The organism is Streptomyces sp. NPDC055749, from assembly GCF_053617235.1.
The window spans coordinates 56,093-78,790 of sequence record NZ_JBSHFH010000025.1; the positions used below are offsets into that span (position 1 = coordinate 56,093).

A 22,698-nucleotide genomic window follows, 5' to 3' on the forward strand; every position below is an offset into this window, starting at 1 on the left:
CCGTGGCGTCCCGACCTGTCGAAACCATCCCCGCAGAGCTCAGCCGTCTCATGAAGTACTTCCCCGAGACACCGGTCGAGGAGCGCACAGCCTTCCATACGGCCGCCAAGGACTTCCTGGCGCAGGCGGCACCCAAGCTGGTCCGGCAGTTCTCCCCGATGGCCCGGGTCAAGTGGCATCTGGCGGCCAGCGGGCGCGGGGACGAACTCGTCGACGTACTGCACTACGAGCGCGAGAACCCGGGCGTCTTCGCGGTCAAGGGCCTGCGGCGGGCCCGCATCGAGCTGCCCGGCGTCGAGAGCTCCTCTCTGCCCCCCACGGTGCGCAACTTCACCCGCAGCGAGCTCCCCGTACGCGGCAAGCTGACCGACCTGGCCTGGCAGGACGGGCGACTGGTCGTCCGCGGCTACGCGTACATCCCCAACGTTCCCTCTGCGACGGGCAAGCGCTCTCTGCGCGTGGCCGTCCTGCGGCGCCAGGGCAGCAGGAGCACCATCCCGCTGCGGCTGCGCACCGTCCTGGAGCCCAGGGCGACGGCGGAGGCCAAGGGCGCCCTGCACTCCTACGACTGGTCCGGCTTCGAGCTCGCCATCGACCCGTCGCGCCTGCGGACCCGCGGCCAGTGGCAGGCGGGCACCTGGCGCCTCGGCGTCGGTATCCCGCGACCCGGCGGCATGTCCGTCGGCAGCGTACTCAAGAGCAACAGCGGCGCCGCCGGCCACAGCCAGGTGCACGTGCTGGACGACGGCGTACGGCTCGTCGCCGGCTACGACCGCAACCGTCTGAAGCTCTCCGTCGACATCGTGCCGGCCGAGGCCGAGTCCCAGGAGATGGACGACAACGGCCTCACGGTGACGTTCCGCTCCCGTGGGACCGCGAGCGCGGGCAGGACGCCGACGGCCCTGCGCATCGACCACGAGGGCAGCGGATTCTCGACGGACCTCCCGATGGAGGCCGGCGACCCGGGCATCGACGGCTGGAACCGGTACACCGCACGCCTCCCCTTCGGTGACCTCCCCGTCGCGGGCGTCGTCCCGGGCAAGTCCCGCAAGTACCGCGCACAGATCGTGTTCGCGGACGGCAAGACCCGTCGCGCCACCATCGGCCAGTCCCTGCGCACCGCCGTCCAGCAGCTGCCCGGCAACCTCGAATTCGCCGTGGTCACCGACGGCGCGGGCAACTTCACCCCGCAGCTGCGCACCACCCAGCCGGTCGTCGACCGGACCGAATGGTCCGAGAACGGCGAACTGCTCCTCTCCGGTACGTACACGGGCCCGGCCGAGACGATGAAGTTCGTCCTGCGCCACAGTGGCCGCAACGAGGACAAGCCGCTGCCCGCCGAGTTCGGGAACGGACGCTTCACCGCCCGCCTCACACCCGACGCCATGCCCGCGTACGACGGGACGCTGCCGCTCCGCTCCGGCCGCTGGCTCCCGTTCCTGCGCGCCCGCGACGAGTGGAACCACCGGCACGACATCCCCGTCACGATCCGCCCCGACCTGGTCTCCACGCTGCCGTCGGCCCAGGACGGCGCCCGCCGGACGTACACCCTGGAGCGGCTGGACTACGACCGGATCTTCCTGGAGTCGGGACCGGTCCTGGAGCCCGAGCTGCGCGGCGCGTACCGCCAGCGGCTCATGCGCGACGTGTACACCCCCGAGCAGCGCAAGCTGCCGCTGCGCGAAGCCGTGCTCTACAACAGCTTCGGCGGCAAGCAGTTCTCCGACTCGCCCCGCGCCGTCTACGAGGAGCTCAAGCGCCGCGGCACCGAGGTCGAGCACATCGCGATGGTCCACGACGAGCAGGTCGTGCTGCCGCCGGGTGTCCGCGGAGTGCTGTGGGGCAGCAAGGAGTGGTACGAGGCGCTGGCCCGCAGCCGCTACATCGTCACCAACGGCGGCATCCGCGAGTGGTTCGTCCGCCGTGAGGGCCAGGTCGTCGTCCAGACCTGGCACGGCACGCCACTCAAGCGCATCGGCGCCGACCTGCTCGGCACCCCGCAGGCCAACCTCGCCTACATCTCCAGCCTGCCCCAGCGTTCGCGCCAGTACAGCCTCTTCATCACGCCGAACGCCTTCACGACGCCGATCATGACCAACTCCTTCCGCCTCCAGTGCGAGGTCCTGGAGGCCGGTTACCCGCGCAACGACGTCTTCCACGCCCCGGACCGGGTGAAGCGCGCGGCGGCCGTACGGGAGAAGCTCGGCATCCCCGCCGGCAAGAAGGTCGTCCTGTACGCGCCGACCTGGCGCGACGACCAGCGGTACGGCGGCCGGCGCTTCAAGCTCGACAACCAGATCGACGTCAATGCCGCCCAGGAACAGCTCGGTGACGACCACGTGCTGCTCTACCGCAAGCACCACAAGGTCCTCGACAGCATCCCCGGCGCGGGCCAGGGCTTCGTCTGGGACGTCACGTACTACCCGGACATCGCCGACCTCTACCTGATCGCCGACGTGCTGATCACGGACTACTCCTCGGTGCTGTTCGACTTCGCGCACTCCGGCCGTCCGATGCTGTTCTTCACGTACGACCTGGAGCACTACCGCGACACCCTGCGCGGCTTCTACTTCGACTTCACGTCGCGCGCCCCGGGACCGCTGATCAAGACGTCCACCGAACTCGTCGACGCGATCCGCAACATCGAGGCCGTGACCGAGGAGTACAAGGAGAAGTACGCCCAGTTCAGGGTCGACTTCTGCGAGCCCTCCGACGGCCTCGCCGCGGCGCGGGTGGTCGACCGGATGCTGACGGTCGACAAGGGCTGACCCCGTCCCGACCGGCCGCGTCCGGCCCCTCCCGACCGCTGTCCACCGAGGACGTCCATCGAGCGGAACGGGAAGGCGCCGGGCGCGGCCGTTCGCGTACTGTGCTGCCCGGGGACGGCCCCCGGAAGCCCGGCAGCCGAGCGCCGGGCCAGCCAGAGTGAGGAAGTACGTGTCAGCTGCCAGGCCGGGCGTGACCGGCGCCCGCAGGATCGTGGTCAAGATCGGTTCCTCCTCACTCACGACGGCCGCGGGCGGCCTCGACGCCGACCGCGTCGACGCCCTCGTCGATGTGCTGGCCAACGTCAGGAGCGGCGGGGAGAAGGAGATCGTCCTCGTCTCCAGCGGTGCGATCGCCGCCGGACTCGCCCCGCTCGGACTGATCCGCAGACCCAAGGACCTGGCCCGTCAGCAGGCCGCGGCCAGCGTCGGCCAGGGACTCCTGGTCGCCCGCTACACCGCCTCGTTCGCGCGCTACGGCGTACGCGTCGGACAGGTGCTCCTCACCTCCGACGACACCAGCAGGCGCGCCCACTACCGCAACGCGTACCGCACGCTCGACCAGCTCCTCGACATGGGCGCGCTGCCCGTCGTCAACGAGAACGACACCGTGGCCACCGACGAGATCCGGTTCGGCGACAACGACCGGCTCGCCGCGCTCGTCGCCCACCTCGTCCACGCCGATCTCCTGGTCCTCCTCTCCGACGTCGACGGTCTCTACGACGGTGACCCCCGGACCCCGGGCGCCGCACGCGTCGCGGAGGTCAACGGACCCGCGGACCTGGAAGGTGTCACGATCGGCAGCGCGGGGAAGGCGGGCGTCGGCACCGGCGGAATGGTGACCAAGGTCGAAGCCGCCCGGATCGCCAGCGCGGCCGGCATCCCCGTCGTCCTCACCTCCGCCAGCCGGGCCGCCGACGCGCTCGCGGGCCGCGACACCGGCACGTACTTCCACCCGACGGGACGCCGCTCCGCGGACCGGCTGCTCTGGCTCGCCCACGCGTCGACCCCGCAGGGCGCCCTGACCCTCGACGACGGTGCCGTACGGGCCGTGGTGGACCGCCGCACCTCGCTGCTGCCCGCCGGAATCTCCGCGGTCGAGGGCGAGTTCACCGCGGGCGACCCGGTGGAGCTGCGCGACCTCTCCGGCCGGGCCGTCGCCCGCGGCCTCGTCAACTTCGACGCCAAGGAGATCCCCCAGCTGCTCGGCCGCTCCACCCGCGACCTGGCACGGGAGCTCGGCCCCGCCTACGAACGCGAGGTCGTACACAGAGACGATCTGGTCATCCTCGCGCCGCGGCTCACCCCCCGAATCGGCTGAAAGTCCAGACATTTGGCAGAGACCTTCACCAAAAGCGCCCCACGCCCGCCCTCGGGCTGGTCAACTTTGTAGCGGGGACGCAAGGCGTACAGCACAGCAACGCATTCACAGGAGGCCGCCGGTGAGACGAGCGCGCCCGGGGGCGCCGCCCCGAGGGACGGGAAGCCGCGCCCTGACCAGCGTCGGAGCGGGCTCCGACTTCGGCGCGGGGCTGCCCGCAGACCGCACGACGGACCGCGCCACCGAACAGGAACCGATGGCGGCGCGCGAGGAGCGCACCCAGTCGAAGCTCTGGCACATCACCCTCAGCGTCTCCGGTACGGAGATCCCGCTGAAGGAGGTCAGACGCGGCCTCGAACAGCTGGCGCACGACCACCCCTTCCTGCTCACCAGCCGGTACGCCAACGACCACGCGGAGATCCGCTACTGGGAAGAGGCCCGCGACCTCCACGACGCCGCGGCGGTCGCGCTGCGGCTGTGGGGAGAGCACCGCTCCAGCGCCAAGCTCCCGCCCTGGGAGATCGTCGGCCTGGAGGTCATCGACAGGGAGACGTACCACCTGCGCATCGCCGAGGGGTACGGCCCACCGCCCGCTGCCCCGGTCGGGGTGCACCCGTACTGAGCGAGTCGGCGGTCCTTTCCGGACGGCCGTCTCGCATCACGGGATACGTGACGGATGCCCGCAGCGTGCGCACTACTCTGCGGGCATGACCACGCTTTCGCCGTACGACAACATGTCCCCGGTCGCCCAGGCCGCCTACCGGGCACGCGCCGCCGCCGCAGACATCGCGCCACTCCCTCGTTCGACGAAGGACGACGCGCTGCTGGCGATCGTGGACGCGCTCGAAGTGCGTACCGGCGAGATCGTCACGGCGAACGCCGAGGACGTCGCCCGGGCCCGCGAGGCCGGGACCAGCGAGTCGATCGTCGACCGGCTCACCCTCACCCCCGAGCGCATCCGCGCCATCGCCGCCGACGTCCGCGACGTTGCGGCGCTGCCCGACCCGGTCGGCGAAGTGGTGCGCGGCTCGACCCTGCCCAACGGCATCGACCTGCGCCAGGTCCGGGTGCCGCTCGGCGTGGTCGGGATCATCTACGAGGCCAGGCCCAATGTGACGGTGGACGCCGCCGCCCTCTGCCTCAAGTCGGGCAACGCCGTACTCCTGCGGGGCTCCTCGTCCGCGTACGCGTCGAACGTGGCCCTCGTACGGGTGCTGCGGGACGCCGTCGGAGGCTCCGGGCTCCCCGCCGACGCGGTGCAGCTGGTGCCGGGGGAGAGCCGCGACTCGGTACGGGAGCTGATGCGGGCCCGCGGCCTGGTCGACGTACTGATCCCGCGCGGCGGCGCCTCACTGATCCGCACGGTCGTGGAGGAGTCCACGGTCCCCGTCATCGAGACGGGCACCGGAAACTGCCATGTGTACGTGGACGCGCAGACCGACCTCGACATGGCCGTCGACATCTTGATCAACTCCAAGGCGCAGCGCCCCAGCGTGTGCAACGCCGCCGAGACCCTGCTCGTCCACAAGGACGTCGCCGCACAGTTCCTCCCCAGGGCGCTCGAAGCCCTGGCCGAGGCCGGGGTTACGGTCCACGGCGACGAGCGGGTCATGGAGTACGCCGAAGGGTCGAAGGCCACCGTGGTGGAGGCGACGCCGGAGGACTGGGAGACCGAGTACCTCTCGTACGACATCGCCGCCGCCGTCGTCGAATCACTGGACGCGGCTGTCGCCCACATCCGGCTCTGGTCCTCGGGTCACACCGAGGCGATCGTGACCACGTCGCAGGCCGCGGCCCGCCGCTTCACCCAGCTGGTCGATTCCACGACGGTCGCGGTGAACGCCTCCACGCGCTTCACGGACGGCGGTCAGTTCGGGTTCGGCGCCGAGATCGGTATCTCGACGCAGAAGCTGCACGCCAGGGGCCCCATGGGCCTTCCGGAGCTGACGTCCACGAAGTACATCGTGACCGGCGACGGCCACATCCGGTAGCGGCCGGTGGGCCGAGTTTGTGCGCTCCCTGCCCAAAACGACCCGTCGCGGCTACGCTGAAACCGTGCCGGACGACGTGGGAGGCAGGCCGTTCCAGGACGGCTGGGAGCCCGACGACGACCGCGGGGGCGCGGACGAGGACTTCGCCTCCGTGGTGTTCGACGAGGACTTCGTACGGGCCGCCGAGGTCCATGAACCCACCGCGGTGGAGCGACTGCTCTCCGCAGCGCAGGCGCGCGCCGAGGCCGAGGCGGCCCGGGCGCGCTCCGGCGGCGGCCCCCTCGACGACGACCTCTACGACGACGGGTACGGCCCGGACGGCGTTTACGGCCGCAGGCGGCCCTTCGGGGACTCCGCCGACCCCGACGGGGACGAGGACGACTACAACGGTCCGTACGGGCGGCACGGCGGCGCCCTGCGCCCCTACCGCGGCACGGCCCGCTGGCACCGGCCCGTGGCCTGGCTGCTCGCCCTGCTGATGGGCATCGGCATGGTCGCGCTGGCCTTCTCCGCCGTGTACCGCGGCGCCGCCGGAAACCGTCAGGACCAGATTCCGCAGCCGGTGACGAGCGGCGTGGACAAGCCCGGCGCGGCACCCTCGGGCCCGGCGGACCCTTCACGGCCGGCGGTCTCCGCCGTCCCCCGCACCCCCTGACAGAGGCCGTCCCGCGGACCGCCCTCCTTCTTCTGGCGTCCCCCGCGTTTACGTTCCCCGTAATCGACCTACCCTGAAGATGTGACCCCTCTTCTCTTCCGGAGGGGGCTTCTCACTTGTCCGGACGTGCGCCCGCGTACGCGCCGGACCGGACCTGCCGACGCCTCCCGGCCGAAGCAGACCGTCGCGCTCCCGGCCCCCCGCCGGTGACGTGGAGATCGGGAGAAGTCATGACCGGCCGCAGAGATCCGCCAGAAGGCCCGCCCGAGAACCCCGCGGGTGGTGAGGACGAGTACCGCTCGCTCGTCTTCGACGAATCGTTCGTCCGCGCTGCCCGGCTCCAGGAGTTCTCGGCGCAGGAACGGATGGGCGACCACGCCCTCGCTGTCCGCTCTCTGCCCGGCCGCGCCGCCCGCAACGGCTCCAAGGCGGCCATCGCCCTCGTCGTGCTGATCGCCCTGGCCTTCGCCACCGCCGTGTACATCGGCTTCCGCAATCCCTACCCTCAGCCCACCGTCAGAAGGGCCGAGCCGCTCAGGACGACCGTGGTGCCCCTCACCCCCCAGGGAGCCGTGCCGGGCGGTACCCCCGCCGCGCTGTACGCGGCGAGCCCGGCAGCGGAATTCCGGACCGGCGCCGAGGGAATCACGCTGCCCGCCGTCCGGCGCACGCACAGCTTCTCCGACAGCCAGGTGACGGCCGCCCTGACCACGGCCAAGGACTATCTGGTGGGGTCCTCGCTCGATCCCGATGTGCTCACGGGCGCGTCCACACGGCCGGTCGGGCGTCTGCTCGACCCCGACCAGACGGCCCAGTTCGACCGGAGCATGAACTCACCCGCGAACGACGGCGGGCACTCCGCCACCGGCTGGCTCGTGCGGTTCGACCCGGACGACGTGGAGCTCGCCGACCCGAACATCAGGGTCCGCGGCACGCTTGCCTACGCGGAGGTGGGGGCCGACACCCTGGAGGTGGTGTCGGACCACACGTTCACGTACGCGGTCCGCCCCGTCGCGTCCGGCCCGCAGAAGGAGGGCGGCGCCTCGCTGTTCACCGTACGGCGGGAGCTGCACTTCCAGTTCGACCGGGAGGACCTGCGCCTCCACCAGCTGGAGGTCCGGACCGCCCATGTGCAGGCCGGACCCCAGGCGTGCTCTGCGGACGCCGCGGGTGCGCTGGTACCGCTGCTCGCGGGGGAGCGGGCGGACACCAGGGGACCGGCCGGCACCGACCCGTACGCCACGGGCCGGCGCACGGTGGCGCTGTGCGGAACGCTGGCGGTCAGCTCCGGTCAGGACCAGAACCCTCCCCCGGGTCCTGGGGGTCCTTCGGCCGAGAGCTCCCGCCCCCGTCCGTAGCACCGGTGGCCGCGCCACCGGCCCCGCCCGTGCCCGCGCCCGTGAACCTGTCGCGGAGCTTGCCGCCCAGATCGTTCGCGCCGCCCGCGATGTCGCCCACGAGCTTCATCAGCGGGTCCTTGCTGGTGCGGACCGTGTCCGCGTAGTGCGAGGCCGACTCCCGGAAGGAGTCCGTCACCGAGGTGTCCTTGTCCTCGTCGCGCCGGGGGTAGTGGCCGTCCATGATCCGCTGGTAGTCGCGGGTCTCCGACCACTTCTTCAGCTCGGCTGCCCGCACCGTGGTGAACGGGTGTGACCGGGGCAGCACATTGAGGATCTTCAGCACGGAGTCGCGCAGGTCACCGGCCTTCTCGTACTCGTCCGCCTGGGCGAGGAACGCGTCCACGTTCATCTCGTGCAGGTGGTTGCCGCCGGCGATCTTCATCAGGCCGCGCATCGACGCCTGGAGGTCCTGGCCGACCAGCAGCCCCGCCCGGTCCGCGGACAGCTCGGACTTGCGGAACCACTCGCGCAGCGCCGTCACGATCGCCATGATCGCGACGTTGCCGAGGGGGATCCAGGCCACCTTGAGGGCCAGGTTCGTGAGGAAGAGCAATATCGTGCGGTACACCGAGTGGCCGGAGAGCGCGTGGCCCACCTCGTGGCCCACGACGGCCCGCATCTCCTCCTCGTCCAGCAGCTCGACCAGACCCGTCGTCACCACGATGATCGGCTCGTCGAGACCGATGCACATCGCGTTCGGCTGAGGGTTCTGACTGACGTACATCGGGGGGACCTTCTCCAGGTCCAGGATGTAACACGCGTCCCGCAGCATGGCGTTGAGGTGGGCGAACTGGGCGTCGCTCACCCGGACGGAGTCCGAGAGGTAGAGCAGCCGCAGACTGCGCTCGGGAAGAAGCCCGCTGAGCGCCTTGAAGATGGTGTCGAACCCGGTCAGCTTGCGCAGTGCCACCAGGGCCGAGCGGTCCGCCGGGTGCTCGTACGCCCGGGAGGAAATACCCGGGAATCGCCTGCGCTGCCTGCTCGGCACGTTCTCGTGGCTGCTGTCGGTCATGGAAGGCCCCCTGTTCGTACGAGACGTCGCTCGTCCCCCTGGCAATTCCCAGCGTATGCGCTGGGGCTACGGTGTGCGGGGGGCTGTGGATAACTTTGAGGAGCGCCCGAAATGCCGCACACCGTCGCACTGCTCGCTGCCGCGTCCGAGGACCAGGGGCCGGGCGAAACGCTTCGGATCGTGCTGATCGTCTCGATCGTCGGAGCCGTCCTGCTCGCCTGGTTCCTGTTGCGCGGATACGCCAACGACGACAACAACGACTGAGTCGGCGTGAGCGTGCCCGAGGCGCACGCATACGATGTCGGCGACGTCTTCCTTCCGACTCCCGACGAAAAGGTCCCGCCGAAGATGAGCCTCACGAGCACCGCGCACCAGCTGGTCACTCTCGCCTCCGAGGGCGGCGAGTCCGGCGGTAACCACGAAAGCCTCAACCCTTACCTCACCGGCGGTGGCGCGCTCGTCGCGCTGCTGCTCCTGCTGTGGATCACCACCCGCTTCAACCGCGACCGCTGAGGCAGAGGCGTAGGGCCGTGCCAGTAGGGTCTGCACGCATGGGAGAGCAGGAAGTGCCTACCGGCCGCGGCAAACGCCGACTCGGCGTGATGGGCGGGACATTTGACCCGATTCATCATGGACACCTGGTGGCGGCCAGTGAAGTGGCCGCCCAGTTCCACCTCGACGAGGTCATCTTCGTCCCGACCGGGCAGCCGTGGCAGAAGAGCCACAAGCAGGTCTCCCCGGCCGAGGACCGCTATCTGATGACGGTCATCGCCACGGCCTCGAACCCGCAGTTCTCCGTGAGCCGCCTCGAGATAGACCGTGGCGGACCGACGTACACCATCGATACGCTGCGGGACCTGCGCGCGATCCACGGTGACGCGGACCTCTTCTTCATCACCGGCGCCGACGCGCTGTCCCAGATCCTCACCTGGCGGGATGCGGAGGAGCTGTTCTCGCTCTCCCATTTCATCGGCGTGACCCGCCCTGGGCATGTGCTCACGGACGACGGACTGCCCGAGGGCGGTGTCTCCCTCGTGGAGGTTCCGGCTCTGGCCATCTCGTCCACGGACTGCCGTGCGAGAGTCGGGCAGGGGGATCCGGTCTGGTATTTGGTGCCGGACGGAGTGGTCCGGTACATCGACAAGCGCCAGCTGTACCGCGGCGAATGAGCCACGGAGAGGGGCACCGGTGAACGACCGACAGAACCCGTACGACCCGTACTACCAGCAGCCTCAGATCGTCGGCTACGACGAGTACGGGCAGCCGGTGTACCAGCAGCCGGGACAGCAGCAGGGCACGCAGCAGGGGCAGCAGCCGTACGACCCGTACGCAGCTCAGAACCAGCAGCCCCAGCCCCAGCAGCCCCAGCAGGGTCAGGGCGGCGACCAGGGTTACGGATACGACCCGTACGCCCAGCTGCCGCAGCAGCCCCAGCAGTACGACCCCTACGCGCAGCAGCAGCCCGCGCCGCAGCACCACCCCGGGCAGCCCCCGCAGCCGCAGGGGCAGGGGCAGGGGCAGGGGCAGGGCTACGACACCGGCTACGGGGACTACGGCTACGACCAGGGGCGGCAGCAGCCCGCGGCGGCCGACTCCACCCAGCAGTGGAGCATGCCGCAGCAGGGCAGCGCACCGGTGGTGGCCCCGCCGGAGCCTGAGCGTCCGTTCGAACCAGACCCCGAACCGGTCGTACCCGGACAGCGCCGCGCCGCTCCCGACTACCGCACCGAGCAGTTCTCGTTCATCGAGGAGCCCGACGAGGACTCCGAAGACGTCATCGACTGGCTGAAGTTCACCGAGAGCCGCAGCGAGCGGCGCGAGGAAGCACGGCGCAAGGGGCGCAACCGGATCGTCGCCCTGATCGTCGTCGCGGTGCTCGTGGTGATCGGCGGCGCGGGTTATCTCTGGGCCACCGACAAGATCCCCGGTCTCTCCGGGTCGGAGGACCCGAAGGCCACCGAGGCAGGTGCGCAGAAGCGCGACGTCATCGTGGTCCACCTCCACAACACCAAGAAGGGCGGCACCTCCACGGCGCTGCTCGTCGACAACGTCACGACCGAGCAGGGCACCACCGTCCTCCTGCCCAACTCCCTCGCCGTCGCCAACGACGACGGTTCGACCACCACGCTCGGCAGGTCCGTCGACGAAGACGGGTCCAGCGCGACGAGCGAGTCGATCGGCACCCTGCTGGGCACCAGCATCAGTGGCACATGGCGGCTCGACACCCCGTACCTGGAGAATCTGGTCGAGCTGGTCGGCAACATCGAGGTCGACACCGACACCGATGTGCCCGACGCCAAGAAGGGCGACTCGCCCCTCGTCAACAAGGGGGAGCAGCAGACGCTGAGCGGCCAGATGGCCGTCGCGTACGCCACCTACCGCGGCCCGGACGAGCCCGAGGCGAAGCAGCTGCTGCGGTTCGGCCAGGTCATGCGGGCCGTCCTGCGGAAGCTGTCGGAGGACCCCAAGGCCGCGACCGTCACCGTGCAGACGCTGGGCCAGATCCTCGACCCGTCGCTGCCCGAGAAGGATCTCGGCGCGTCCCTCGCCAAGCTCGCCGGGCACGCCAAGGTCGGCGACTACAAGACGGCTCTGCTGCCGGTCCAGCCCGACGGCACGCTCACCGAGAAGGCCACGGACAGCGTGGTCAAGGACGTGCTGGGCGGGGCGGTGAAGGCTCCGGACAACGACGCGGCCGTCCGCGTGGGCATCAAGAACGCCACGGGGAACACGGACGCTCCGGAGAAGGCCCGGGTGCAGCTGGTCAACGGCGGCTACGCCTTCGTGGACGGAGGGAAGAGCGACCCGGCGGCCTCGTCCACGGTCCTCTACAGGACACCCGAGGACAAGGCGAAGGCGACCGAGGTCGCCAAGACGCTGGGACTGCCGACGAGCTCGGTACAGAAGGGCAAGCCCGCCGCGAACGCGGATGTCTCCGTCGTGCTGGGCCAGAACTACAAGATCAAATAGCGAAACGGCGCGATCGAACGATCGTCGTAGGGGCTGTCGGCGGTCCGTGAGACCCTAGAGGTTGATCTGACCGCCGACGAAAGCCTGCATGTGACCGCCACGGACCGCTCCATCGAGCTCATCAACGCTGCCGCTCAGGCGGCCGCCGACCGGCTCGCGCACGACATCATCGCCTACGACGTCAGCGACGTGCTGTCGATCACCGACGCCTTCCTGCTGGCCTCGGCTCCCAATGACCGCCAGGTCAAGTCGATCGTCGACGAGATCGAGGAGCGGCTGCAGAAGGAGCTCGGCGTCAAGCCGGTTCGCCGCGAGGGCGACCGCGACGCCCGCTGGATCCTCCTCGACTACGTCGACATCGTGATCCACGTCCAGCACAGCGAGGAGCGTGTGTTCTACGCGCTCGAGCGCCTGTGGAAGGACTGCCCCGAGATCAGCCTCCCCGAGGACGCGGTCAAGACCCGCGGCAAGGCCGAGGAGCACGCCCAGCTCAACGGGCTCCCGGAAGGTGAGCAGCTCTGAACGGCAGCAGCAGCGGCAGGGGCCGCAGGATCGTCCTCTGGCGTCATGGTCAGACGGCGTGGAATCTGGAGCGCCGTTTTCAGGGCTCCACGGACATCGAGCTCACCGAAGCCGGCATCGGGCAGGCCCGTCGGGCCGCCCGGCTGCTCGCCTCGCTGAAGCCGGACGCGATCGTCGCATCGGACCTGCGGAGGGCATCGGCCACAGCCGCTGAGCTCGCCGCGGTCACCGGTCTCGGAGTCGCGCACGACTCCGCGCTGCGCGAGACGTACGCGGGCGCCTGGCAGGGGCTCACGCACGAGGAGATCATCGGGCAGTACGGGGAGCAGTACGCCGCGTGGAAGCGTGGCGAGCCCGTGCGCCGGGGCGGGGGCGAGCTGGAGACCGAGGTCGCCGACCGTGCCGCCCCGGTGGTGCTGGGGCACGCAGACAAGCTGCCCGACGACGGCACGCTCGTCGTGGTCAGCCACGGAGGCACGATCCGGACGACCATCGGCCGTCTGCTCGGCCTGGAGGCGCACCACTGGGAAGGACTCGGCGGCCTGTCCAACTGCTGCTGGTCCGTCCTCGGTGAGGGCGCGCGCGGCTGGCGTCTGCTCGAACACAATGCCGGAACACTGCCGGAACCGGTGCTGGGCGACGACGATTGACGGCTGCCCGGAGGCCGTCTCCGGGCGACGTCGGCCGGATTTCACTTTCTGGCTGGTCGCACGCTAAAGTTCTTCTTGTTCGCAGCGCGGAAACGCGGGAAACAAAGCGAACAGCGGGGCTATAGCTCAGTTGGTAGAGCGCCTGCATGGCATGCAGGAGGTCAGGAGTTCAATTCTCCTTAGCTCCACAATCAAGATCCCGTCCCCGGTTGGGGGCGGGATCTTCTTGTTGCCCGGAAGGCCGGCGCCTCGGCGGGCTGACCCCCTTGCGGGGCCATGGCAGAATCGGACCGCCGGAGGGGGCGAAGGACCGATCGGGAGGGAGCGCGATGCCTGCGAGTCGCGAACGGGTCCCTGCTCCCGAGGACCAGGTCCATCTCGGCTGTCCGTCCTGCGGTTCGTCCCAAGTGGCCCAGGTCCTGGGTGACAACGGCGGGGTTTCCTACGTGTGCACGGCCTGCGGCCACAGCTGGAGCTGACTGATGGGTGCACACAGGCGTAAGTGCGACTGGTGCGGAAGTGGTACGCCCATCGTCCGGGACATGGATCCGGTCAACGCGGAGTACCAGTACTGGTGCGAGGAGTGCGCGCGGGCGCTGATCATAAAAGGCGACCCCATCGAGACCTACCGTGAGCTGGAGGGGGAGCCGATCTACGGGAGGCTCCTGGAGGAGCACTGCACCCTCAAGCGGTTCTACTCGTTCGCCACCGCCTGACCCGGAATCGGGCAAAACGGCCCAGACGGGAAACGATTTGGTGGAGGACCGGGGGGACCGTGTAATGTTCTCGATGTCGCCAGGGGGAACCGGGCGGCAAACAGCGAGGGGCTATAGCTCAGTTGGTAGAGCGCCTGCATGGCATGCAGGAGGTCAGGAGTTCAATTCTCCTTAGCTCCACAGTGAAAGAGCGGGTCATTCGGATCGGATGACCCGCTCTTTGTCGTTCAACCGCGTCCGCTGCCCAGGGCCTTGCGGCCGGCGCTCGGCAGGGCGGGGCGCTCCACCGATGCCTGCTCGATACGGAGCGCCAGTGCCGGGCAGCGCCGGACGGCCCGCTGGGCGCGCCCTTGCAGATGCATCGGAACGGAGGCGTCCGCGAGGGCCGGATATCCGTCGGGGCCCAGTCTGATCAGTTCGGGAACGATGTCGGCGCACAGGCCGTGGCCCTGACAGAGCGTCCAGTCGACCGCCAGCTTCCCGCCGCTCGGAATGGACTCCTCCAGATCCTGGTAGCCGGTTGCGGGCAGCGGCAGCACCCCGAGGGTGTCCCGGCCGCAGCCGCCGTCCAGGACGTGCGCGGCGAGGTCGTCGGTGAACGCGGACAGCGTCGAGGACAGGAAGCGTGCCGAGCCGTCCGGGTGTTTGCACGCACCCCGGCCCTTCACCGCCTGGGTCACCTCGCGCAGAGCCTCCAGCGCCGCGGGTCCGCCGCCGTTCAGCACATCGGAGAGGCCGCCGGCGGCGGCGGGGAGCCCGAGCTTGCACGGCCCGCACTGGCCCGCGGTCTCGGCGGCCAGCCAGTTCGCGATGCGCAGCGACTCCCCGAGCGGACAGGTCCCGGGCGCGATCGGCAGGATTGCACCCGCCCCGAGTGCGCCGCCCACCGCGGCCAGGGACCTGACGGAGACGACGGCGTCGTGCGCGGCTGTCGAGTCGATCCAGTTCCCGTGATATCCGCCGGTCAGCACGCCCTGGGGCAGCGGAGGCGCACCGGCCAGCTGGAGCACGTAACGCAGGGGCACACCCGTCGGCACCTCGATGACCATCGGGCGCGATACGGAGCCGGAGACGGTGAGCAGGACCGTGCCGGGCTCGTCGGGCAGCCCGGTGTGCCCGTAGCGGCGGGAGCCTATCCGGGCGGCGACGGCGAGCTGGGCGTAGGTCTCCGCGTTCGACAGCAGCGTCGGGGCGCCGCCGACGCCCGACTCCGCGGCCCGCTCCCGGCGGCCCGGCGGCAGGGCGGGGCCGCCGCTCGCCGCCCGGATGACCGCCGATGCCTCGCCCGAGACCATCCGTTCCGGGGTGCGCACCACCCGGGCCCGCAACTGCTGGCCGCGCTTGTCGGACAGGCCGCGCTCGGCCAGGGCCGCCCGGACGGATATCTCCGTGGAGTTACGTGTGACCGCGACGACCAGGGTGCGCGCGCCGAGGGCCTCGGCGGCCAGCAGAGCGCCGTCCAGGATGAGGTGCGGGGCGCGGTTGAGCAGCACGGTGTCCTTGCGGCACGCGGGCTCGCCCTCGCTTCCGTTGATCACGACGACCGGCCGGACCCCGCGCCGGATGGACGCCTTGGCGACCGCGCGCAGCTTCCTCCCGAACGGGAAGCCGGCACCGCCCCTTCCACACAGGGAGATGGCTTCGGCCAGCTCGGCGAGGCGCTCGCCCGTCATCGGTTCGAGCGGTCCGTGCACCTTCAGATGCATGCTGAGGTCGAGTCGCTCCACCAGGTCGAAGCCGCTGGTCAGCTGGGGCAGGCCGACGACGCGTACCTCGGGAACATCGGGGAGGGGGACGTTCACGTTCGGTCTCCAGCGGGTGCGTGCCAGGGTTCTCCGGCGGGTGGCGGATAGAGCGGCCCGGGCAGGGGCCCGGTGTTGTACGGGCCTTCCTGCGGGGCCGCGTAGGTGTGCCCGGGGTCCTGCGGGGTGGCATAGGAGTGCTCGGGGGCCTGCGGGGGCCGGACCGCCTGCGCGGGGGGCGCGGGTGACGGTGTGGGCCAGCGGCTGTCCGGCTGGGCCGGGGGCGGGTCGGGGGAGAGGGAGACGGCCCGGTACGCGGCGTCGATCCCGGGCCCCCTTGGCGGCGTGCCGGGAGCCGGGCCGCCGAGCCGCTCGGAGCTGCGCGGCGGGGCCTCGTACAGCGGCGGGGCCTCGTACAAGGGAGGTGACTCGTACAGGGGCGGGGCCTCGTACAGGGGAGGGGAGGGGGGAGCGAGGGTCCGGGGGCGGACGGGAGTGCCCCGTACCTCCCGGTCGGGATCGTGCCACCCCGGCTCGAACCGTCCCGGAGCCTCGAACCGTCCGGGAACGTCGTGGTCCGGTGCGCGCCCCGTGCCGGGCAGCGGGGCTTCGCGCAGGTCCGGGTCCGGCTCGGCCGGCAGCGTATCGGGGCTGATCAGCGCAGTGATCAGGGCGGCGATCCGGCGCTTCTTGGGCTGCGGGAGGAGCCGCAGGCAGAGCGCGGCCGCCACCGCGAGCAGGCACAGCCCGTACATCACGACGACCCAGGCCGCGGCGGCCCGGCCCGCGTACAGGCCATGGATCAGTGCCGAGCACCAGGCGGGGTAGGCGAGCCCGTGCAGGGCGCGCCAGCGGCCCGCGAACCGGCCGGCCTTCAGGGGGGAGCGAAGCGAGCTCCCCAGCAGGGTGGTGGAGGGGGACGGATGGGCGAAGGCGCTGCGCAGGGCGCCCGTCGCGGCGGTGACGATCATCAGCAGTCCGGCGAGCGAACCGAATCCGATGAGGCCGGCCGTGCCGCGTACACCGAGACCGAAGGGTATGAGGGCGCCGATGAGCGCCACATGCCCGAGGGCGACCTTCACGGTGACGTGGAGCAGGAGAAAGCCGAGCGAGGCCACGGCGGTGGCCCGGTGGATGCCCTGGGCGACCAGCCGCTGACGGGTGGAGAGGAACAGCCGGTCGGTGGCCAGCAGTCCCCAGGCGACAGTCGCGGTGAGCGACACCAGGGAAAGGACGCCGCTGGTGAAGTCGAGCGCGGCGCGCAAGTCGTCGCTCCCTGCGACGGCGAGCAGCGGGATGAGGACGAGCAGGGCGACGGTCATTCCGCCTTGCATGGGACGGCTCATTCCGGGGCTCATTGTGGGGGATGAGCGGTTCTTGCGATGAGGGTTCATTGGGGCGACTCCGAATGGTTCGGCAATGCGGTCCCGTTGCGGCATGCTAAGTCGCTCCATACCGGCCAGTACGGGGTTTGCGCGGTTGCCCTGATAGAGGTCGGTACGCGGAGTAACCCCCGCTTCCCGGACGTTCCGTCCGGGCCGGCCGTCCAAGGACCGGCGGTCCCCGGCCGGGCTCCGGCCCCGTGCGGTACCCTGACGCCATGCGTGCCGTACGCCTTCTGCTTAGCGAGCCGCGCTGATCACTCCCGACCGGTGAGAATGCCTGGTCGGACTCGGCGCGGCGTCCCCTCCTGTGCGAGGGGATTTTTCGTTTCCGTAGACGTGTGTCCGTAGACGTGGGCGCCGGCAGATGACGATCGATGGAGCTTTGAGGATCATGAGCGAGACGAATACCGCAGCCGAGACGGCTGCGCCGCACCGCTACACGGCGGCGATGGCCGCCGACATCGAGGCACGCTGGCAGGACTTCTGGGACGCCGAGGGGACGTACGAGGCACCGAACCCCACCGGTGATCTGGCGGGCGATCCGGCACTGGTCGCCAAGCCGAAGAAGTTCATCATGGACATGTTCCCGTACCCCTCGGGTGCGGGTCTGCACGTCGGCCACCCGCTGGGTTACATCGCCACCGATGTGTACGCCCGCCACCAGCGCATGACCGGGCACAACGTCCTGCACACCCTGGGCTTCGACGCCTTCGGCCTGCCCGCGGAGCAGTACGCCGTGCAGACCGGTACGCACCCGCGCGCCTCCACCGAGGCCAACATGGAGAACATGAAGGTCCAGCTGCGACGACTGGGCCTGGGGCACGACAACCGCCGTTCGTTCGCGACGATCGAGGCGGAGTACTACAAGTGGACGCAGTGGATCTTCCTGCAGATCTTCAACTCCTGGTACGACACCGGGGCCGGCAGGGCCCGCCCGATCGCCGAGCTGGTCGAGCAGTTCGAGAGCGGTTCGCGCGCCACCCCGGACGGCCGTGACTGGAGTGCGCTGAGCGCCGCCGAGCGTGCCGACGTCCTGGGCGACTACCGCCTGGCGTACGCATCGGACGCGCCCGTCAACTGGTCCCCGGGCCTGGGCACCGTGCTGGCCAACGAAGAGGTGACGGCCGACGGCCGCTCCGAGCGCGGCAACTTCCCGGTCTTCAAGGCCAAGCTGCGCCAGTGGAACATGCGCATCACCGCCTACGCGGACCGGCTGCTGGACGACCTGGACGGGCTGGACTGGCCCGAGGCCATCAAGCTGCAGCAGCGCAACTGGATCGGCCGCTCCGAGGGTGCGCGCGTCGACTTCCCGGTCGACGGCGCCGGTGCCGTCACCGTGTTCACCACCCGCCAGGACACCCTGTTCGGCGCGACCTACATGGTGCTGGCGCCCGAGCACGAGCTGATCGAGCGGATCATCCCGGCCGCGTGGCCCGAGGGCACGCACCCAGTGTGGACCGGCGGCCACGCGAGCCCGGCCCAGGCCGTCACCGCGTACCGCAAGCAGGCCGCCGCCAAGTCGGACGTGGAGCGCCAGGCCGAGGCCAAGGACAAGACCGGTGTCTTCACCGGCGCGTACGCGACCAACCCGGTCAGCGGCGAAAAGGTGCCCGTCTTCATCGCCGACTACGTCCTGATGGGCTACGGCACCGGCGCGATCATGGCCGTCCCGGCGCACGACGCGCGCGACTTCGCCTTCGCGCGCGCCTTCGAGCTGCCGATGCGCTGTGTCGTCGAGCCCTCGGACGACCGCGGCACGGACGCCTCCACCTGGGACGACGCCTTCGGTTCGTACGAGGCGAAGCTGGTCAACTCGGCGAACGACGAGATCTCGCTGGACGGCCTGGGTGTGGTCGACGCCAAGGCGAAGATCACCGAGTGGCTGAAGGAGCACGGCGTCGGCGAGGGCACCGTTAACTTCCGGCTGCGCGACTGGCTGTTCAGCCGCCAGCGCTACTGGGGCGAGCCCTTCCCGATCGTGTACGACGAGGAGGGCATCGCCCACCCGCTGCCCGAGTCGATGCTGCCCCTGGAGCTGCCGGAGGTCGAGGACTACTCGCCGCGCACCTTCGACCCGGAGGACGCCGACACCCAGCCCGAGACCCCGCTGTCCCGCAACGCCGACTGGGTCAACGTCACCCTGGACCTGGGCGACGGCAACGGCCCGCGGAAGTACCGCCGCGAGACCAACACCATGCCCAACTGGGCGGGCTCCTGCTGGTACGAGCTGCGCTACCTGGACCCGAACAACGGCCAGAAGCTGGTCGACCCGGCGATCGAGCAGTACTGGATGGGCCCGCGCGAGGGCCAGCCGACCGGTGGCGTCGACCTGTACGTCGGCGGTGCCGAGCACGCCGTGCTGCACCTGCTGTACGCCCGTTTCTGGTCCAAGGTGCTGCACGACCTGGGGCACATCTCGTCCGCCGAGCCGTTCCACAAGCTGTACAACCAGGGCATGATCCAGGCGTTCGTCTACCGCGACAGCCGCGGGATCGCGATCCCGGCCGCCGAGGTCGAGGAGCGTGACGGGGCGTTCTACTACGAGGGCGAGAAGGTCAGCCGCGTCCTGGGCAAGATGGGCAAGTCCCTGAAGAACGCCGTGACGCCCGACGAGATCTGCGGCGAGTACGGGGCGGACACGCTGCGTCTGTACGAGATGGCGATGGGTCCCCTGGACGTCTCGCGACCGTGGGACACGCGTGCCGTGGTCGGCCAGTACCGCCTGCTGCAGCGGCTGTGGCGCAACATCGTGGACGAGGAGACCGGCGAGGTCACCGTCGTGGACACGGAGCCCGGCGAGGACACGCTGCGGGCCCTGCACAAGGCCATCGACGGGGTCGGCCAGGACATGGCGGGCATGCGGTTCAACACCGCCATCGCCAAGGTCACCGAGCTGAACAACCACCTGACCAAGGCCGGCGGTCCGCTGTCGCGTTCCGTCGCCGAGTCGCTGGTGCTGCTGGTGGCGCCGCTGGCGCCGCACGTGGCGGAGGAGCTGTGGCGCCGTCTGGGCCACACGCGGTCCGTCGTCCACCAGGACTTCCCGGTCGCCGACCCGGCGTACGTCGTGGACGAGACCGTGACCTGTGTGGTGCAGATCAAGGGCAAGGTCAGGGCGCGCCTGGAGATCTCGCCGTCGATCACGGACGAGGAGCTGGAAGCGCTGGCGCTGGCCGACGAAGGCGTCGTCGCCGCGCTGGGCGGGGCCGGCATCCGCAAGGTGATCGTGCGCGCACCGAAGCTGGTCAACATCGTCCCTGCGTGACGGTCGGGGCTTTCCCCTACGGGCAGGTTGGGGGTTCCGTTGGAACCCCTGGCCTGCCTGTTCCGTTTACGGTAGAAGCGGCGACCGGCACACCGGCAGCCGAACCGGATACCGAGGGGCGCTCATGGACGTCGTGATCACGATTCTGGCGTTGCTCTTCGCCACGTTCGTGGCGTTGGGCGTGTACGCGGGCGTCAAGGTCGTCGGCGCGGCGCGGCGCGGCGTGGACCGCACGATCACGCAGGCGCGCCGCACCGTGGAGGAGACCACGCTCCGGGCGAAGAGCTACGGGCAGACGGGCGTGCCGGGCGAGCTGGCACAACTGCGGCTCGCGCTGCGTACGTCGATGAGGGCCACCCAGGACGCGCTGCACGCCGGAGTGGCGGAGGACGCGTCCCTCTCGGAGTCGCTGGGGCTGTTCGAGCGACTGAGTGTGCACGGCCGTGAGCTCGACGACGAACTGAAGCGGCTGGAGCGCGAACCGGACCGGGCGACGGTGGCTTCGCTGCTGCCCGGCCTGAAGGAACGCACCCAGCGGATCACGCACTCGGCGGAGTCGCTGCGCTGGGCGGCTCGGGACCGGGCCCGTCAGTTCGCCGATGACGACCTGGACGCGCTGAACGCACAGATCGATATGGAGGCCGGGGCGCTGCGCCACTGGACGGTGGAGGAGCCGCAGACCTCGACGCGGGCGCAGGGGGCCGCGCAGGACGGTGAGGGGGCCCGTCCCGATCCGTCGGGACCGGGCGACACGGACTCACCGCAGGCGATCACGGCCGCCGACCCGAGGCGCGCGGCCGGCTACCCGTGGCAGAAGTCGGCAAGGCCGGAAACGACCAACTGAACGGGTCGGCCCAGCTCAGCCGTGCCGCCCGGGGCCGCCGGGCGCTGCGAGGCTCCGTGGTCGGGCGTGGCAGTATCCGATCTGAAACGATCGGAATCGATCAGTCGATCGGGGTCGGGCTGCTGTACCCCCGGCCCGGAAGGTAACCTCCGGCTCATGTCCCGCCATGTCGCGATCGTCACCGATTCAACGGCCTACCTGCCGCCCGAGACGATGGAACGGCACGGCATCACCACGGTGCCGTTGACCGTCGTCCTGGGTGATCAGGCTCTGGAGGAGGGCACGGAGATCTCGGCCCGCTCGCTGGCCGCCGCCCTGCAGAAGCGCCGTTCCGTGACGACGTCCCGGCCCAGCCCCGAGGTTTTCGCCGCCGCGTACCGGGCGGCGGCAGAGGCCGGGGCGACGGCCATCGTCTCCCTGCATCTGTCCGCCGAGATCTCGGGGACGTACGACTCCGCGCTGCTCGCGTCCAAGGACGCGCCGGTGCCGGTACGTGTGGTGGACACCGGCATGGTCGCCATGGCCCTGGGGTTCTGCGCGCTGGCGGCGGCGGAGACCGCCGAGGCGGGCGGCAGCCTGGACGAGGCGGTGGTCGCCGCCGAGAAGCGGGCAGCGGCCACATCCGCTTATTTCTATGTCGACACACTGGATTATCTGCGGCGTGGCGGTCGAATCGGCGCCGCGCAGGCGCTGCTGGGTTCCGCGCTCGCGGTGAAGCCGCTGCTTCAGCTGGACGGCGGCCGGATCGAGCTGCTGGAGAAGGTGCGGACGGCTTCGAAGGCGATCGCCCGGCTGGAAGAGCTTGTCGTGGAGCGGGCCGGTGCGGGGGCCGTGGACATCGCCGTGCACCATCTGACCGCTCCCGACCGGGCCGAGCGCCTGGCCGAGCGGCTGCGGGAGCGGGTGCCGGGCCTGGTGGATCTGCATGTCAGCGAGGTGGGTGCGGTGATCGGGGCGCACACCGGGCCCGGGCTGCTCGGAGCGGTGATCTCGCCGCGCTGAACTCACTCGGGAGGGTGAGGGAGTTATCCACAACTGCTTGGTTTTCCACCGGAATTGAGGGTGCTCGGCAGGTTCGGCCGGATATGCCTAACGTCGTGAGGCATGGCCCTCCGATCGCTCCACGCAGACCGTTCCGGTTCTCTGTCTCCCGATTCTCTGTCTCCCGACCCGGCTCCCGATCTTCTTCAGGATCCGACTCCGGGCTCGTCCCCGCTTTCTGACACGCGTGTGGATGTACGTCCTGGCTCGCGTGGCCGTGCGGGGCGTGGGCCCGGTCGCGGTGGGGCCGGCGCGGGCGTCGGACCTGGTGCGCGCCACAGCGCTCGTCACGGGCGGCGGAGGTCGGCCCGTGGGCGTGCGGCGGCTGTCGCGGCGGCCTCCCGGCGCCGGGCGGACGAGCTGATGGCGGGGGCGTACGGAGGCGCTGCCGAGGGGCCCTCCCTTTCTGCGCCTGCCTC

The 22,698-nt window shown here is 70.4% G+C and carries 19 protein-coding genes and 2 tRNA genes; 18 read left to right on the plus strand and 3 right to left on the minus strand.

Features of this window, described 5'->3' with window-relative positions:
• Positions 1-50 precede the first annotated feature (50 nt).
• The 6 genes from ACWGO0_RS20120 (at position 51) to ACWGO0_RS20145 (ending at position 8,090) form a co-directional block, all read left to right on the plus strand.
• Positions 51-2,768 carry a CDP-glycerol glycerophosphotransferase family protein gene (locus tag ACWGO0_RS20120; RefSeq protein WP_453536530.1) on the plus strand — a complete coding sequence of 906 codons (2,718 nt, stop codon included), beginning with the start codon at positions 51-53 and terminating at the stop codon, positions 2,766-2,768.
• Positions 2,769-2,958: 190 nt separating this feature from the next.
• The gene (proB, locus tag ACWGO0_RS20125; RefSeq protein ID WP_453536533.1) at positions 2,959-4,086 is read left to right on the plus strand and encodes a glutamate 5-kinase; all 1,128 of its coding nucleotides are present in this window, start codon (positions 2,959-2,961) and stop codon (positions 4,084-4,086) included.
• A gap of 121 nt (positions 4,087-4,207) precedes the next feature.
• Positions 4,208-4,708, plus strand: coding sequence for a hypothetical protein (locus ACWGO0_RS20130; protein ID WP_453536401.1), 501 nt, complete (start codon positions 4,208-4,210; stop codon positions 4,706-4,708).
• 85 nt (positions 4,709-4,793) lie between these two features.
• Positions 4,794-6,077 (plus strand): glutamate-5-semialdehyde dehydrogenase, encoded by a 1,284-nt coding sequence (locus ACWGO0_RS20135; RefSeq protein WP_453536404.1) that lies wholly within the window; start codon positions 4,794-4,796, stop codon positions 6,075-6,077.
• A 64-nt stretch (positions 6,078-6,141) separates the two neighbouring features.
• Entirely contained in the window at positions 6,142-6,732 is a 591-nt protein-coding gene (locus tag ACWGO0_RS20140; protein WP_453536407.1) for an SCO2584 family spore wall biosynthesis protein, read from the plus strand.
• Positions 6,733-6,962: 230 nt separating this feature from the next.
• The gene (locus ACWGO0_RS20145) at positions 6,963-8,090 is read left to right on the plus strand and encodes an SCO2583 family membrane protein (RefSeq protein WP_453536410.1); all 1,128 of its coding nucleotides are present in this window, start codon (positions 6,963-6,965) and stop codon (positions 8,088-8,090) included.
• Here ACWGO0_RS20145 and ACWGO0_RS20150 read toward each other — a convergent pair.
• A complete protein-coding gene (locus tag ACWGO0_RS20150; RefSeq protein ID WP_453536413.1) occupies positions 8,014-9,144 on the minus strand; it encodes a M48 family metallopeptidase in 1,131 nt (376 codons plus the stop codon). The two genes, ACWGO0_RS20145 and ACWGO0_RS20150, sit on opposite strands and share 77 nt — an antisense overlap.
• Before the next feature lie 111 nt (positions 9,145-9,255).
• On the opposite strand from ACWGO0_RS20150, the gene ACWGO0_RS20155 reads away from it, so the two are divergent.
• The 9 genes from ACWGO0_RS20155 (at position 9,256) to ACWGO0_RS20195 (ending at position 14,182) form a co-directional block, all read left to right on the plus strand.
• Positions 9,256-9,408, plus strand: a complete 153-nt coding sequence (locus ACWGO0_RS20155; protein ID WP_453536416.1) for a hypothetical protein — start codon at positions 9,256-9,258, stop codon at positions 9,406-9,408.
• 84 nt (positions 9,409-9,492) lie between these two features.
• Positions 9,493-9,657, plus strand: coding sequence for a hypothetical protein (locus tag ACWGO0_RS20160; RefSeq protein ID WP_453536419.1), 165 nt, complete (start codon positions 9,493-9,495; stop codon positions 9,655-9,657).
• 38 nt (positions 9,658-9,695) lie between these two features.
• Positions 9,696-10,313, plus strand: coding sequence for a nicotinate-nucleotide adenylyltransferase (gene nadD / locus ACWGO0_RS20165; RefSeq protein WP_453536422.1), 618 nt, complete (start codon positions 9,696-9,698; stop codon positions 10,311-10,313).
• A gap of 19 nt (positions 10,314-10,332) precedes the next feature.
• The gene (locus ACWGO0_RS20170; RefSeq protein WP_453536425.1) at positions 10,333-12,114 is read left to right on the plus strand and encodes an LCP family protein; all 1,782 of its coding nucleotides are present in this window, start codon (positions 10,333-10,335) and stop codon (positions 12,112-12,114) included.
• 90 nt (positions 12,115-12,204) lie between these two features.
• Complete coding sequence (rsfS, locus tag ACWGO0_RS20175) at positions 12,205-12,636, plus strand: ribosome silencing factor (protein ID WP_453536428.1); 432 nt, start codon at positions 12,205-12,207, stop codon at positions 12,634-12,636.
• Positions 12,633-13,286 (plus strand): histidine phosphatase family protein, encoded by a 654-nt coding sequence (locus tag ACWGO0_RS20180; RefSeq protein ID WP_453536536.1) that lies wholly within the window; start codon positions 12,633-12,635, stop codon positions 13,284-13,286. The genes rsfS and ACWGO0_RS20180 overlap by 4 nt, the downstream gene beginning before the upstream one ends.
• 115 nt (positions 13,287-13,401) lie before the next feature.
• Positions 13,402-13,474: transfer RNA gene (locus ACWGO0_RS20185), tRNA-Ala, on the plus strand.
• Between the two features lie 294 nt (positions 13,475-13,768).
• Positions 13,769-14,002 (plus strand): hypothetical protein, encoded by a 234-nt coding sequence (locus ACWGO0_RS20190; protein ID WP_003969224.1) that lies wholly within the window; start codon positions 13,769-13,771, stop codon positions 14,000-14,002.
• Between the two features lie 107 nt (positions 14,003-14,109).
• Positions 14,110-14,182, plus strand: a tRNA-Ala gene (locus ACWGO0_RS20195).
• A 47-nt stretch (positions 14,183-14,229) separates the two neighbouring features.
• Here ACWGO0_RS20195 and ACWGO0_RS20200 read toward each other — a convergent pair.
• Both ACWGO0_RS20200 and ACWGO0_RS20205 read right to left on the minus strand, forming a co-directional pair.
• Positions 14,230-15,804: an NADH-ubiquinone oxidoreductase-F iron-sulfur binding region domain-containing protein gene (locus ACWGO0_RS20200; protein WP_453536433.1), complete on the minus strand. Its 1,575-nt coding sequence runs from the start codon at positions 15,802-15,804 to the stop codon at positions 14,230-14,232.
• A complete protein-coding gene (locus ACWGO0_RS20205; protein WP_453536436.1) occupies positions 15,801-17,090 on the minus strand; it encodes a hypothetical protein in 1,290 nt (429 codons plus the stop codon). Before ACWGO0_RS20205 ends, ACWGO0_RS20200 begins: the two co-directional genes overlap by 4 nt.
• 430 nt (positions 17,091-17,520) lie before the next feature.
• Between ACWGO0_RS20205 and leuS the strand changes: the two genes are divergently transcribed.
• From leuS to ACWGO0_RS20220, 3 genes are all read left to right on the plus strand, one after another.
• Positions 17,521-20,394 (plus strand): leucine--tRNA ligase, encoded by a 2,874-nt coding sequence (leuS, locus tag ACWGO0_RS20210; protein ID WP_453536438.1) that lies wholly within the window; start codon positions 17,521-17,523, stop codon positions 20,392-20,394.
• Positions 20,395-20,518: 124 nt separating this feature from the next.
• Positions 20,519-21,238: a hypothetical protein gene (locus ACWGO0_RS20215; protein WP_453536440.1), complete on the plus strand. Its 720-nt coding sequence runs from the start codon at positions 20,519-20,521 to the stop codon at positions 21,236-21,238.
• A gap of 156 nt (positions 21,239-21,394) precedes the next feature.
• Positions 21,395-22,240, plus strand: coding sequence for a DegV family protein (locus tag ACWGO0_RS20220; RefSeq protein ID WP_453536443.1), 846 nt, complete (start codon positions 21,395-21,397; stop codon positions 22,238-22,240).
• The last annotated feature ends 458 nt before the right edge of the window (positions 22,241-22,698 follow it).